At 53.0% G+C, this 12298-nt stretch carries 13 protein-coding genes; 12 read left to right on the forward strand and 1 reads right to left on the reverse strand.

Annotated features, from left to right (window positions below; genetic code table 11):
- Window positions 1-3 precede the first annotated feature (3 nt).
- The 11 genes from urtC (at window position 4) to C7W93_RS06030 (ending at window position 9833) form a co-directional block, all read left to right on the forward strand.
- The gene (gene urtC, locus C7W93_RS05980; RefSeq protein ID WP_108440506.1) at window positions 4-1119 is read left to right on the forward strand and encodes an urea ABC transporter permease subunit UrtC; all 1116 of its coding nucleotides are present in this window, start codon (window positions 4-6) and stop codon (window positions 1117-1119) included.
- A complete protein-coding gene (urtD, locus tag C7W93_RS05985; protein WP_108439201.1) occupies window positions 1116-1970 on the forward strand; it encodes an urea ABC transporter ATP-binding protein UrtD in 855 nt (284 codons plus the stop codon). The genes urtC and urtD overlap by 4 nt, the downstream gene beginning before the upstream one ends.
- A gap of 10 nt (window positions 1971-1980) precedes the next feature.
- Window positions 1981-2679: an urea ABC transporter ATP-binding subunit UrtE gene (urtE, locus tag C7W93_RS05990; RefSeq protein WP_108439202.1), complete on the forward strand. Its 699-nt coding sequence runs from the start codon at window positions 1981-1983 to the stop codon at window positions 2677-2679.
- 8 nt (window positions 2680-2687) lie between these two features.
- Window positions 2688-3626: an urease accessory protein UreD gene (locus tag C7W93_RS05995; RefSeq protein ID WP_108439203.1), complete on the forward strand. Its 939-nt coding sequence runs from the start codon at window positions 2688-2690 to the stop codon at window positions 3624-3626.
- A gap of 29 nt (window positions 3627-3655) precedes the next feature.
- Complete coding sequence (locus C7W93_RS06000; protein ID WP_108439204.1) at window positions 3656-3958, forward strand: urease subunit gamma; 303 nt, start codon at window positions 3656-3658, stop codon at window positions 3956-3958.
- A 16-nt stretch (window positions 3959-3974) separates the two neighbouring features.
- Window positions 3975-4328 (forward strand): urease subunit beta, encoded by a 354-nt coding sequence (locus C7W93_RS06005; RefSeq protein WP_108439205.1) that lies wholly within the window; start codon window positions 3975-3977, stop codon window positions 4326-4328.
- The gene (gene ureC / locus C7W93_RS06010; protein ID WP_108439206.1) at window positions 4325-6025 is read left to right on the forward strand and encodes an urease subunit alpha; all 1701 of its coding nucleotides are present in this window, start codon (window positions 4325-4327) and stop codon (window positions 6023-6025) included. Before C7W93_RS06005 ends, ureC begins: the two co-directional genes overlap by 4 nt.
- Window positions 6026-6036: 11 nt before the next feature.
- Window positions 6037-6558 (forward strand): urease accessory protein UreE, encoded by a 522-nt coding sequence (gene ureE / locus C7W93_RS06015; RefSeq protein ID WP_108439207.1) that lies wholly within the window; start codon window positions 6037-6039, stop codon window positions 6556-6558.
- 13 nt (window positions 6559-6571) lie between these two features.
- Window positions 6572-7252 carry an urease accessory protein UreF gene (locus C7W93_RS06020; RefSeq protein WP_108439208.1) on the forward strand — a complete coding sequence of 227 codons (681 nt, stop codon included), beginning with the start codon at window positions 6572-6574 and terminating at the stop codon, window positions 7250-7252.
- A gap of 48 nt (window positions 7253-7300) precedes the next feature.
- Window positions 7301-7927, forward strand: a complete 627-nt coding sequence (gene ureG, locus C7W93_RS06025; protein WP_108439209.1) for an urease accessory protein UreG — start codon at window positions 7301-7303, stop codon at window positions 7925-7927.
- A 463-nt stretch (window positions 7928-8390) separates the two neighbouring features.
- Entirely contained in the window at window positions 8391-9833 is a 1443-nt protein-coding gene (locus C7W93_RS06030) for a catalase (RefSeq protein WP_108439210.1), read from the forward strand.
- A gap of 75 nt (window positions 9834-9908) precedes the next feature.
- On the opposite strand, the gene C7W93_RS06035 is transcribed toward C7W93_RS06030, so the two are convergent.
- Complete coding sequence (locus tag C7W93_RS06035) at window positions 9909-11303, reverse strand: PLP-dependent aminotransferase family protein (protein ID WP_108439211.1); 1395 nt, start codon at window positions 11301-11303, stop codon at window positions 9909-9911.
- A gap of 508 nt (window positions 11304-11811) precedes the next feature.
- On the opposite strand from C7W93_RS06035, the gene C7W93_RS06040 reads away from it, so the two are divergent.
- Window positions 11812-12294: an MSMEG_0572/Sll0783 family nitrogen starvation response protein gene (locus C7W93_RS06040; protein WP_108439212.1), complete on the forward strand. Its 483-nt coding sequence runs from the start codon at window positions 11812-11814 to the stop codon at window positions 12292-12294.
- Window positions 12295-12298 lie beyond the last annotated feature (4 nt).

Genomic DNA, 12298 nt, shown 5'->3' on the forward strand with positions numbered 1-12298 from the left:
ACAATGCCAGCCAAGCCAGCGCTATTCTCACGTCCAGCGTGGATCGGGATTGTTCTGTGCGGCATCGTTTTATGCCTGCTGCCAATACTCAATTTGAGTTTTCCGGATGGACATGCGCTGCATATTTCCAGCTATACCGTAGCGCTGATCGCCAAATTCATGTGCTACGCGATGGCAGCGATGGCGCTTGATCTGGTGTGGGGTTACGCAGGGATTTTATCGCTCGGACACGGCGTATTTTTCGCGCTCGGCGGCTATGCGCATGGCATGTATCTGATGCGCGCAATTGGTCGCGATGGCGTGTATCAAAGCAATTTGCCTGACTTCATGGTTTTCCTCGATTGGAAAACGTATCCGTGGTTCTGGTCGCTGACCGATAATTTCTGGTATTGCATGGCGCTGGTGGTATTGGTGCCCGGCGTGCTGGCATTCGTCTTCGGGTTTTTTGCATTCCGTTCGCGGATCAAGGGCGTGTATTTTTCGATCATTACCCAAGCGATGACCTTTGCGTTCATGTTGCTGTTTTTCCGCAATAATACTGGCTTCGGCGGCAACAACGGCTTCACCGACTTCAAACGAATTCTGGGCTATTCGATCACAGCGCCGACTACCAAAGCCGCACTGTATCTGATGACGTTTCTGTTTTTATTTGGGACGTTATTGCTGTGCCGCTGGATCGTCAATTCACGCCTTGGCCGCGTACTGCAAGCGGTGCGTGATTCAGAATCGCGCCTGATGTTTATCGGCTACAACCCGTTGTGGTTCAAGCTGTTTGTCTGGACCTTATCAGCAGTCCTGTGCGGCATCGCCGGGGCCTTGTATGTGCCGCAAGTCGGGATTATCAACCCGTCCGAAATGTCGCCCGCCAATTCAATTGAAATGGTGATCTGGGCAGCAGTCGGCGGGCGTGGCACGTTGATCGGTCCTATCGTCGGCGCGTTCACGGTGAACGGCCTGAAAAGCTGGCTGACCGGTGCATTCCCCGAACTATGGCTGTATGCGTTAGGGCTGATCTTTATTTGTGTGACATTGTTCATGCCGCAAGGAATCGTTGGCGTCGCTAGCAAACTGAAGCAAAAATTCAGCACAAAATCCAGCACCAACCAGGAGTCCGTATGAGCGAGCTCTATAACCCGCATCAACCGTCCAGCATCGTCGACAACGGTCAGCATGCGGACCACGGCACATCCTACGCCCGCCTGAAATCGGACGGCGTGGATACTACCCACGGCGCGATTCTGTATCTGGAAAATATTACCGTTTCGTTCGATGGCTTCAAGGCGCTGAATAATCTGAATCTGGATATTTCAGTCGGTGAACTACGCTGCATCATCGGACCAAATGGCGCTGGCAAAACGACCATGATGGATGTGATTACCGGCAAAACCCGCCCGACATCCGGCACCGCATTTTTTGGCCAGACCATCGACCTGACCCAGCTGACCGAATATCACATCGCCCACGCTGGTATCGGCCGCAAATTTCAACGACCTACCGTGTTCGAACAGCACACGGTCTTTGAAAATCTGGAACTGGCGATGAAAATGGATAAACGCGTCCGTATCACGCTATTCGCCCGGTTATCTTCGGAACAGCTCGGCAAGATTGACGAAATTTTGAAACTGATCCGGCTAAACGGTCAGGAAAACCGACTTGCAGGCTTGCTCTCCCACGGCCAGAAACAATGGCTGGAAATCGGCATGCTGCTGATGCAAGAACCGCAATTGCTGTTGCTAGATGAGCCGGTGGCCGGCATGTCTGACGCAGAAACTGCACGCACCGCCGAATTACTCAACGAATTACGCGGCAAACATTCCATCGTCGTGGTGGAGCATGACATGGGCTTCGTCACCGAAATCGCGCAGCAAGGCAAAGTCACGGTACTGCACGAAGGATCTGTACTGGCCGAAGGAAAAATGTCCGAAGTACAAGCCGACGAGCGCGTCATCGAAGTCTATTTAGGCCGCTGAAAGAATAAAAATGTTAAACGTCGACCACCTGAACCAATATTACGGCTCCTCGCACACGTTGCGCGGCGTATCGCTGTCAGTCGAAAAAGGCAAGTGCCTGAGCCTGCTCGGGCGCAACGGCGTCGGCAAAACTACCCTATTAAAATGTCTGATGGGCGTATTACCCTCCGCGACCGGCAAAGTCACGCTGGAAGGCCGCGACATCACGCGCTTAAAGCCGCACCAACGCGCCGCTTTAGGCATCGCCTATGTACCGCAAGGACGCGAAATTTTTGCTCGCCTGACAGTAGAAGAAAACCTGTTAATGGGCATGGCAACCAAATCCGGCAAGAAGGCATCGCTGATTAAAGGTGAAGTCTACGAACTTTTCCCAGTCCTCAAAGAAATGCTGCAACGCCGTGGTGGTGATCTGTCCGGCGGTCAGCAACAGCAACTTGCCATCGCCCGTGCCCTGCTGGCGGAACCGAAACTGATCATTCTGGATGAGCCGACCGAAGGTATACAACCGTCGATCATCAAAGATATTGGCCGCGTAATTCGACTGTTGCGTGAACGTGGCGACATCGGGATTCTGCTATGCGAACAATATTTTGATTTTGCGCGCGAACTAGCCGACAATTTTATTGTGCTGTCACGCGGCGAAGTTGTGGCAGCGGGGACGCAAGCGCAAATGGATGATGCGAGCGTGAAACGGCACTTGGCAGTATAGTCTCGCAGATGACATTTGTTGACGCTCCCACCCTCACGTTATCGACCCAAAATGGGGGCGCAGCTGTCCCTGTTTTGCCAGAAAAAAATCTCCACATCACGCCACAAGCAAGCTCGCCCGGACCCTGGCAGGCACGATTGACATTAGGCTTTGCCAACGACCAAGGCACGACGCGATTGATAGAACGCAGTCATTTTGGCCCGTTACGGGTACAAAAACCGCTTTACCCCGAACACCCTGCCGTCTGCCACGCCATCATCATCCATCCTCCCGGTGGTGTAGTAGGCGGCGATCAGTTGACCATTGACGCCAACATCGGCAACGCAGCGCACGCATTGATTACTACCCCCGGCGCGGCGAAATGGTACAAAAGCAACGGCAAACTATCGCAGCAACACGTGCGGTTATCGGTCGCCGAAAACGCCACACTAGAATGGCTGCCGCAAGAAACCATTTTCTTTAATCACGCCGCTGTCAAACTCGATCATCAGGTCACGCTGGCAACTGACGCCCAATACATTGGCGGTGAAATCCTCTGCTTCGGCCGGACAGCTTCCGGCGAGTCATTCGACGCCGGAAAAATTTCCCAATGCACCAGCATCCGCCGTGGCGGCAAGCTGCTCTGGTTTGAGCAAGGCGCGCTCAGCGGCGGCACCGTCCCGATGCATAGCCCGTTGGGGCTGGCGGGCTACACCGTTTGCGCAACCCTGATAGCCGTCGGCAAAGTGCTGCCCGCCACGGTCATCAATAATCTGCGTGAGACTAGCAATGCTCTGGTAGACGGTCATGCCAAAATTGGCACAACACAAATAAAATCGGTGCTGGTAATGCGTTTTCTGGGACACTCCAGCGAACTTGCCAGACAATGGATGACACAAGCGTGGCAGCAAATCCGGCCAGAATTATTAGGCCGTGCAGCCGTAATCCCACGCATCTGGAATACCTGAATAAACAAGACACATAAAGAGAGAAGCGAATGGAACTCACCCCAAGAGAAAAAGACAAGCTGCTGATTTTTACCGCTGCGTTGCTGGCAGAACGACGTCAGGCGCGTGGCCTGAAATTGAATTATCCCGAAGCCATCGCGCTGATTACCGCCGCGATCATGGAAGGCGCCAGGGATGGTAAAACTGTCGCCGAGCTAATGTCTTACGGCACCAAAATCCTCAGCCGCGCTGACGTCATGGAAGGGATTGCCGAGATGATTCACGATATTCAGGTAGAGGCCACCTTCCCCGACGGCACCAAGTTGGTGACCGTGCATCACCCGATTCCTTAATCGATTGGAAATGACCATGATTCCCGGCGAAATGCTGATAGAAGCAGGCGACATCGAACTCAATGTCGGCCGCAGAACCACCACGATTTTAGTCGCCAACAGCGGTGATCGACCGATTCAGATCGGCTCGCATTATCACTTTTACGAAACCAATCCTGCTTTGTTATTCGTACGCGAAGACGCCTATGGAATGCGACTGAATATCGCCGCTGGTACAGCTGTGCGGTTTGAGCCAGGTCAGCAACGTACGGTGGAGTTGGTCGAGTTAGGCGGTGAACGTAAAGTCTATGGCTTCAATGGCAAAGTAATGGGCCCGCTGCTGGAAAAAGTCACACCAGAACAAGCGCCTACAGAAAAGGAAGCGACATGAGCAAAATTTCTCGTCAGGCCTATTCCGAAATGTTCGGCCCCACCGTCGGCGACCGCATTCGGTTGGCAGACACGGCGCTGTTCATCGAAATTGAAAAAGATTACGCCACCTATGGCGAAGAAGTGAAATTCGGCGGCGGCAAGGTGATCCGCGACGGCATGGGCCAGTCGCAACGCAATCATCGCGACGTGATGGATACCGTCATTACCAACGCCGTTATTCTCGATCACTGGGGCATCGTCAAGGCCGATATCGGTCTGAAAAGCGGCAGGATCGCTGCTATCGGCAAAGCAGGCAATCCCGACATTCAGCCCGATGTAACCATGGCAATCGGCGCGGCCACTGAAATCATTGCTGGCGAAGGCATGATTGTCACCGCTGGCGGCATCGATTCGCACATCCATTTCATCTGCCCGCAACAGATCGAAGAAGCGCTGATGAGCGGCGTCACCACCATGCTCGGCGGTGGCACCGGACCGGCAGTCGGCACCGCCGCCACCACCTGCACGCCCGGACCGTGGCATTTACATGCAATGTTATCCGCCGCGGATGCATTCCCGATGAATCTGGGATTTTTAGGCAAAGGCAATGTAAGCCTGCCGACGCCGCTGGAAGAACAAGTCCGTGCCGGGGCCATCGGCCTGAAGCTGCACGAAGACTGGGGTTCAACCCCTGCTGCCATCGACAATTGCCTGAACGTCGCCGACCGCATGGATGTACAGGTAGCGATTCATAGCGATACCTTAAACGAAGGCGGCTTTCTGGAACACACGCTGGCCGCATTCAAAGATCGCACCATTCATACTTTCCATACCGAAGGCGCGGGCGGCGGACATGCACCGGACATTATCGCTGCCGTCGGTCAAGGCAATGTACTGCCATCGTCGACCAACCCAACGCGCCCCTACACGGTGAATACGCTGGACGAACATCTCGATATGCTAATGGTTTGCCATCATCTCGACCCAGCGATTGCAGAAGACATCGCCTTTGCCGAATCACGCATTCGGCGCGAAACGATTGCCGCGGAAGATATCTTGCATGACATCGGCGCGATCAGCATGATGTCGTCGGATTCTCAAGCAATGGGCCGCGTTGGTGAAGTCATTATGCGCACCTGGCAAACCGCGCACAAAATGAAAACGCAACGCGGATCGCTGGCAGAAGATACCAGCCGCAACGATAATTTCCGCGTTAAACGTTACATCGCCAAATACACGATTAATCCAGCTATCACGCACGGCATTTCGCACGTCGTCGGCTCGATTGAGGTGGGAAAGATTGCCGATCTGGTGTTATGGAAACCGGCTTTCTTCGGTGTTAAACCATCCATGATTCTGAAAAGTGGCATGATCGCGGCGGCGCAAATGGGCGATCCTAATGCGTCAATTCCGACCCCGCAGCCAGTCCACTATCGGATGATGTTTGGCGCGTATGGCGGCGGTCTTAAAACATCATTGACCTTCGTATCGCAAGCCGCGTATGACGATGGCATCGGCGACTTGCTGAAATTGAATAAGCCCGTGGTCGCAGTCAAAAATATGCGTCATCTGCGTAAGCATCACATGATTCACAACAGCGCCACGCCGCATATGGAAGTGGACCCGGAAACCTATGAAGTCCGCGCCAATGGCGAACTATTAGTCTGCGAACCGGCCAGCATTTTGCCGATGGCGCAACGTTACTTTTTATTTTGATTCGATCCTCCATGCTGACACTGAACACAAAAATCGACCATGCCGCGCAGATTGACGGCGAACTGGTATTGCCCTACGACCAGCGCGAAAAAAGTCGTCTGCGCGCAACGCTTACCTCCGGTCAGGACGTCGGCGTATTTACGGTACGCGGAACCGTCCTGCGCCACGGCGATCTGATCACCGGCCAGGATGACGATGGCAAACAAGCGGTGATCAAAATTATCGCCGCCGACGAAGCCACTTATCTGGTCGAATGCGCGACACCCTTTGCATTGCTACGTTGCGCCTTCCATCTCGGCAATCGCCACACGCAAGCACAAGTCGGCGATGGTTTTTTACGTATACGCAAAGATGTCGTATTACGCGAAATGCTGGAAGGTTTGGGCGCGACCGTCACTGAACAATTAGCGGCCTTTGAGCCAGAATCAGGGGCCTATGGCGGCGGTCATCACCATCACGATGGCTTGCTTGCGCCCGTGCCATTGCGCCAAAAAATACATCGGCCCAGCGACAAACCCGAGCCATCAATCTAAGCCACATACGCCAATGCAAGCGACCGCCCTCCTTAATCTTCTGCAACTCGCCAGCCCATCGCTGCCGATAGGCGCGTATAGCTATTCGCAAGGGCTTGAATCGGCGCTGGAACAAGGCTTGGTAAAAGATCAGGCCTCGGCGCGCGCCTGGATTGTTGACCACTTGCATCACGTCGTGGCAACTTTTGAAGCGCCAGTTCTATGGCGCTTGTTACAGGCGTTTGAAAGCCGCGACGCCGATGCAGTCAACCTCTGGACCGAACGTTTTATTGCCGCACGCGATACCGCAGAATTTCGGGCCGAGACGATTCAGATGGGTTATTCGCTAGGCAAACTGGTGATTGATCTGCACATTGGCGATGCGACATTGCTAGCGATGTTACAGGCTCAGCCAGAATTACCGCTGCCGACGGCATTCGCTTTCGCTGCTGTGGCATTAAACATACCGCCTGAAGCCGCGCTGCTGGGGATGCTATTTTCCTGGGCTGAAAATCAAGTTTTGGTCTGCGTTAAATCAGTGCCGCTAGGTCAGGTTTCAGGTCAGCGCTTGTTGTTATCGCTACAATCGGAACTAGAAATAGCAGCCACCTACGCCCAGCATTTGGGCGACGATGATTTATCCAACTGGTCACCGGGCTTGTCGCTGCTATCAATGCAACACGAAACACAATACAGCCGTTTATATCGGTCCTGAGCGCGCTTTGCGATGTCTTAATTAACACTTTTAACGAGTTCCCCTTTTATGAACAACGCCACAACATCCAATCCATTAAGAGTCGGCATCGGCGGCCCAGTCGGTTCCGGCAAGACGGCGCTATGCGAAATGTTATGCAAAAGCATGCGTGACAACTATGAAATGGCCGTTATTACCAACGACATTTACACCAAAGAAGACATGGAAATTCTGCTGCGCGCCGATGCGTTGCCAGCCGAGCGCCTGATGGGTGTGGAAACCGGCGGTTGCCCCCACACCGCGATTCGCGAGGATGCATCGATCAATCTCGAAGCCATTGCCCGCATGAGCGCGGATTTCCCCGATCTCGATCTGATTCTTCTAGAATCCGGCGGCGACAATCTGGCGGCAACCTTCAGCCCGGAATTATCTGATCTAACGATTTATGTCATCGACGTAGCCGGTGGCGAAAAAATCCCGCGTAAAGGCGGCCCCGGCATCACTCGCTCTGATCTACTGATTATCAACAAAACCGATTTGGCACCCTATGTCGGCGCAAATCTGGATGTGATGGCACACGACGCCAAACGCATGCGCGGCGAACGTCCGTTTATCTTCACCAATCTCCGCACGGGTGACGGCGTTGAAAAAGTCGTAGCATTCATTCGCACACAAGGCCTGATGGAACAGGTCTGAGTCATTGCAAGACGGCTCGCGAAGCCCTCCTATCTTAGGTTAAACACGAGATAACTTTGCGATCCGCTATCGCTGCCATCGCGCATTGCCCTCTCTCAAAAAATAGTCAAACTATAGGAAATATCTTAAAAGTGGCATCAATAGGCCTTTGATGCCTATTAAGACTTGTCTTAAGGCAACGCTATCCGACCGACCGTGTACACTCTCCCCATCGATAGTTGCAGCAACTCTGATGGAATTGCGAAAAAACAATAAAACTATCGATCCGGTAAATATAATTAATTTTATCTATTTATCAGAATGTTTGATAATGCGTTCAGACTCACTAAGAAAGGCCGCATCGCTATTTAGACTAGACGCCCCAACTGCAGACATTACGAACGATAGGCAAGCAGCGGCAACAACGACTAAACAATGATGCAGACTTACTTATTACTCCCTCCCGCACTGCAAAAGGAATAGCATGAACAAACTTACAACTGCCGCTGGCGCACCTGTAGCCGACAATCAGAATATTCAAACTGCTGGCCCACGCGGACCGGCCCTATTGCAAGATGTATGGTTTCTTGAAAAACTGGCCCATTTCGACCGCGAAGTTATCCCAGAACGTCGTATGCATGCCAAAGGCTCTGGCGCTTTCGGTACATTTACCGTCACGCACGACATCACCCAATACACCAAAGCCAAGATATTCTCTGAAATTGGCAAAAAAACCGAAATGTTTGCGCGTTTCTCCACCGTCGCTGGTGAACGTGGCGCGGCCGATGCGGAACGTGATATCCGTGGTTTCTCACTAAAGTTTTATACCGAAGAAGGTAACTGGGATCTGGTCGGTAACAATACGCCAGTATTTTTCCTGCGTGACCCAATGAAATTCCCTGACTTGAATCGCGCTGTTAAACGCGATCCAAAGACCAATCTGCGTAGCGCGGATAACAACTGGGATTTCTGGACATTACTGCCAGAAGCGCTGCATCAAGTCACGATTGTGATGAGCGATCGCGGCATCCCGCGCTCTTACCGTCACATGCATGGCTTCGGCAGCCATACATTCAGCTTCATCAATGCCAAGAACGAACGTAGCTGGGTTAAGTTCACTTTCAAAACCTTGCAAGGCATTGAAAACATGACCGATGCAGAAGCCTCTGCGCTGGTCGGTTCAGATCGTGAAAGTGCGCAACGCGACTTGCTGGACAGTATCGAAAATAAAGATTTTCCGGGCTGGAAATTGTTCATTCAAATCATGCCGGAAAAAGATGCGGGAACTTACCACATCAACCCTTTCGATCTGACCAAAGTCTGGCCACATAAAGACTATCCGTTGATCGAAGTCGGCGTGATGGAATTGAACCGCAATCCTGCCAACTATTTCGCTGATGTTGAGCAAGCCGCATTTTCGCCAGCCAACGTAGTGCCGGGTATTAGCTTCTCGCCAGACAAAATGTTGCAAGGCCGTCTGTTTTCGTATGGCGATGCGCAACGCTACCGTCTTGGTGTGAATCATCACCAGATTCCGGTGAATGCACCAAGATGTCCGGTCAATAGCTATCACCGCGACGGTTCAATGCGCGTAGACAGCAATGCCGGCAGCACCATCGGCTATGAGCCGAACAGCAAAGGCGAATGGCAAGAACAGCCAGACTTTTCAGAACCGCCATTGGCGCTGGAAGGTGCGGCAGATCACTGGAACCACCGCGTGGATGACGATTATTACTCGCAAGTCCGTGCGTTGTTCCAACTGATGACACCAGCGCAGCAACAAGTGTTGTTCGACAACACAGCGCGCTCTGTTGGTGGCGCGTCTAAAGAAATTCAGGCACGACATATCGACAATTGCACCAAGGCCGATGCTGCCTACGGTGCGGGTGTCGCCAAGGCGTTGAGTCTGCTGGCTAACAACAAGTAATGTCATAACCCGTTAAAAAGCCCCGGTATCTTGCAAAAGAAACCGGGGCTTTTTTTTATTTCATTCTTCAATGATTCACACAACCGCTGGCGCAATCAACGGCGCGCTACGCAAAGCCTCTGCGATCAACTCCAATGCATGCTGAATCTCTTCCCGACTAGCCACTCCGCCGATGCACACCCGCACCGCCTCAGGTGCTTGCGTCGACACTGAAAATGCATCGCTCGCCACCACACCGATACCGGAAGACTGCATATGCCCAGCAAACGCTTTGCGCTCCCACGATGGCGGCAAACTAATCCACAAATGAAAAGCCTCCGGATGCGAGACATAACTGCCCGGCGGCAATATCCGCGCCGCTAACTTTTGCCGTGCCATCGACTCTTTACGAATCGCGTTCAACGCCAAATCAGCCGTGCCATCGCGCACCCATCGCGTTGCCAGCGCTGAGGTAATCGGCGAGGCCATTACCGTCGTCGCCCGCAATGCCGAGGCCAGCCGCGATGCATCGTGCGCGTCAGGTGCCACCAGATAAGCAATCCTCAATCCAGCACCAACGCATTTCGCCAGCCCCGCGATATAAAACGTTACGTCAGGGCCGATGCTGGCGATTGCCGGTGGCGTCACGCGTGGCAAAAATCCATACGCGTCATCTTCAATAATCGGCACGCCATAATGCCGCGCAATTTCCACCAACGCCTGCCGCCGCGCTTGCGACATCACGATGGTAGTCGGATTAAGCAAAGTCGGATTGCAATACAAAGCCTTCGGCGCATATTGGGCGCAGGCAGCCGCAAACGCCACCGCGTCGATACCTTCGTTATCCATCGGCAAGCCCACCAGACGAATGCCGAGTTGCCCCGCCAGCGCCCGCAATCCCGGATAGGTCAACTCTTCACAACAGATGACCGAGCCGGATGGTGCCAACGTCGTTAATACCGCCAGCAACGCGGCCTGCGCGCCCGGCACCACTAGCAAGCGTTCATGGCCCACCACCAAACCGCGCCGCCGCAGCCAAAGAGCGCCCGCCTCGCGATCGTCCGGCGAGCCGCCAAAATCCTGATAACGCAGCAATTCCCTTAACTTCTCACCAACGCTGGCAAAACCGCTTTGCATCAGCGTCAGCAATTCTTCGGATACAGGTTCGGGCGGCATATTCATCGACATATCAACATTCGGGCGGCCCTCGAATACCCGAGGAATTTTAGGGCGGCGACGACCGCAGACAAACGTTCCCCGACCGACGACAGAATCGACCAAACCGCGCCGATGCGCCTCGGTATAGGCCCGCGCCACCGTCGTGAAATCGATACCCAACATTTCAGCCAGTTTGCGTTGCGGCGGCAAGCGTTGCTCTGCTGCCAATTGGCCTACCGCGATATCTTCAGCAATCGCATTGGCGATACTCAGATACAGCGGACCAGCGCCTTTTTTTAACTTCGGTAGCCAACTATTTTGATGTTTTGGCATGTCGTTACATCCTCATGAATACCCAATGAATGTCAGATGAATGTCAGATGAATGTCAGATTATTTCTGCATCAATCGCTATTGAAGCAATTTTTCTCACATCGAATGTATGCATTTTTTGTTCCATACAATAACTAGCCAACTCAGCAAAAAAAGGGGCCGATTAGCGCACCAGCATTGCGCATTTCCTGCTCTTTTTCGCACAGCTTTACGGCAAGGCATTCCTTCGTGGTGCATGGCAAAAACCTGAATTGAATGGGGCAATTGTATGGATTGTGTTTTCCCGTCTGAAAGTCAGTCAAACACGCCATCGCGCAAACCCCAATAGCGGCGCGGGTTTACCTTTTCCGCTGTCCGATTGCATGGATTTTTATCCCGTCAATTCGAGGTCTGATGGCGATTGCATGGCACAGCCTATGCATTCAATGTGGACGTCACGACAAGCAGTCTGACCGACTTGCACACTCGATGTGTCCAGCCTTTCCACTGATTTATTAGGAGCTATCAACATGCCAACGGTAAAACACGCAGCCCACGTAAAAGGTGATTTCTTTGTCGATTATGAAGAGAAAGTTTTCGAAGACATCAAAGCATTGCCGGGCGAAAAAGCGCTGGTGACGTTTCATACCGTCGCCTTTGAAGGATCGATCGGCTTTGTCAATTTGTTGCAAGCGACGCGCCTACAACGCAAGGGTTACGAGACCTCCATCTTGCTGTACGGCCCCGGCGTCACGCTCGGCCTGCAACGCGGTTTTCCGACATTGGGCGATGAAGCTTTTCCCGGTCATCTGAACTTCAATAACCGGATAACTGCTTTCATGGAAGCTGGCGGCAAAGTGTATGCCTGTCGTTTCGCGCTGCAAGCGTTATACGGTCACGGCGAACCGTCGCTGATCCCCGGCATTCGCGCCATCAATCCTCTCGACGTGCTGGATTTGAAGCTGATCCATACCCGCGCAAACGCATTCATTCTTGATACCTGGACGCTGTAAGCGT

It is taken from the genome of Glaciimonas sp. PCH181 (genome assembly GCF_003056055.1).
GTDB lineage: Bacteria > Pseudomonadota > Gammaproteobacteria > Burkholderiales > Burkholderiaceae_D > Glaciimonas.

Coding starts and splice junctions, on each gene's coding strand:
- urtC (WP_108440506.1), top strand. CDS start 4: ATGCCAGCCAAGCCAGCGCTATTCTCACGTCCAGCGTGGATCGGGATT.
- urtD (WP_108439201.1), top strand. CDS start 1,116: ATGAGCGAGCTCTATAACCCGCATCAACCGTCCAGCATCGTCGACAAC.
- urtE (WP_108439202.1), top strand. CDS start 1,981: ATGTTAAACGTCGACCACCTGAACCAATATTACGGCTCCTCGCACACG.
- C7W93_RS05995 (WP_108439203.1), top strand. CDS start 2,688: ATGACATTTGTTGACGCTCCCACCCTCACGTTATCGACCCAAAATGGG.
- C7W93_RS06000 (WP_108439204.1), top strand. CDS start 3,656: ATGGAACTCACCCCAAGAGAAAAAGACAAGCTGCTGATTTTTACCGCT.
- C7W93_RS06005 (WP_108439205.1), top strand. CDS start 3,975: ATGATTCCCGGCGAAATGCTGATAGAAGCAGGCGACATCGAACTCAAT.
- ureC (WP_108439206.1), top strand. CDS start 4,325: ATGAGCAAAATTTCTCGTCAGGCCTATTCCGAAATGTTCGGCCCCACC.
- ureE (WP_108439207.1), top strand. CDS start 6,037: ATGCTGACACTGAACACAAAAATCGACCATGCCGCGCAGATTGACGGC.
- C7W93_RS06020 (WP_108439208.1), top strand. CDS start 6,572: ATGCAAGCGACCGCCCTCCTTAATCTTCTGCAACTCGCCAGCCCATCG.
- ureG (WP_108439209.1), top strand. CDS start 7,301: ATGAACAACGCCACAACATCCAATCCATTAAGAGTCGGCATCGGCGGC.
- C7W93_RS06030 (WP_108439210.1), top strand. CDS start 8,391: ATGAACAAACTTACAACTGCCGCTGGCGCACCTGTAGCCGACAATCAG.
- C7W93_RS06035 (WP_108439211.1), bottom strand. CDS start 11,303: ATGCCAAAACATCAAAATAGTTGGCTACCGAAGTTAAAAAAAGGCGCT.
- C7W93_RS06040 (WP_108439212.1), top strand. CDS start 11,812: ATGCCAACGGTAAAACACGCAGCCCACGTAAAAGGTGATTTCTTTGTC.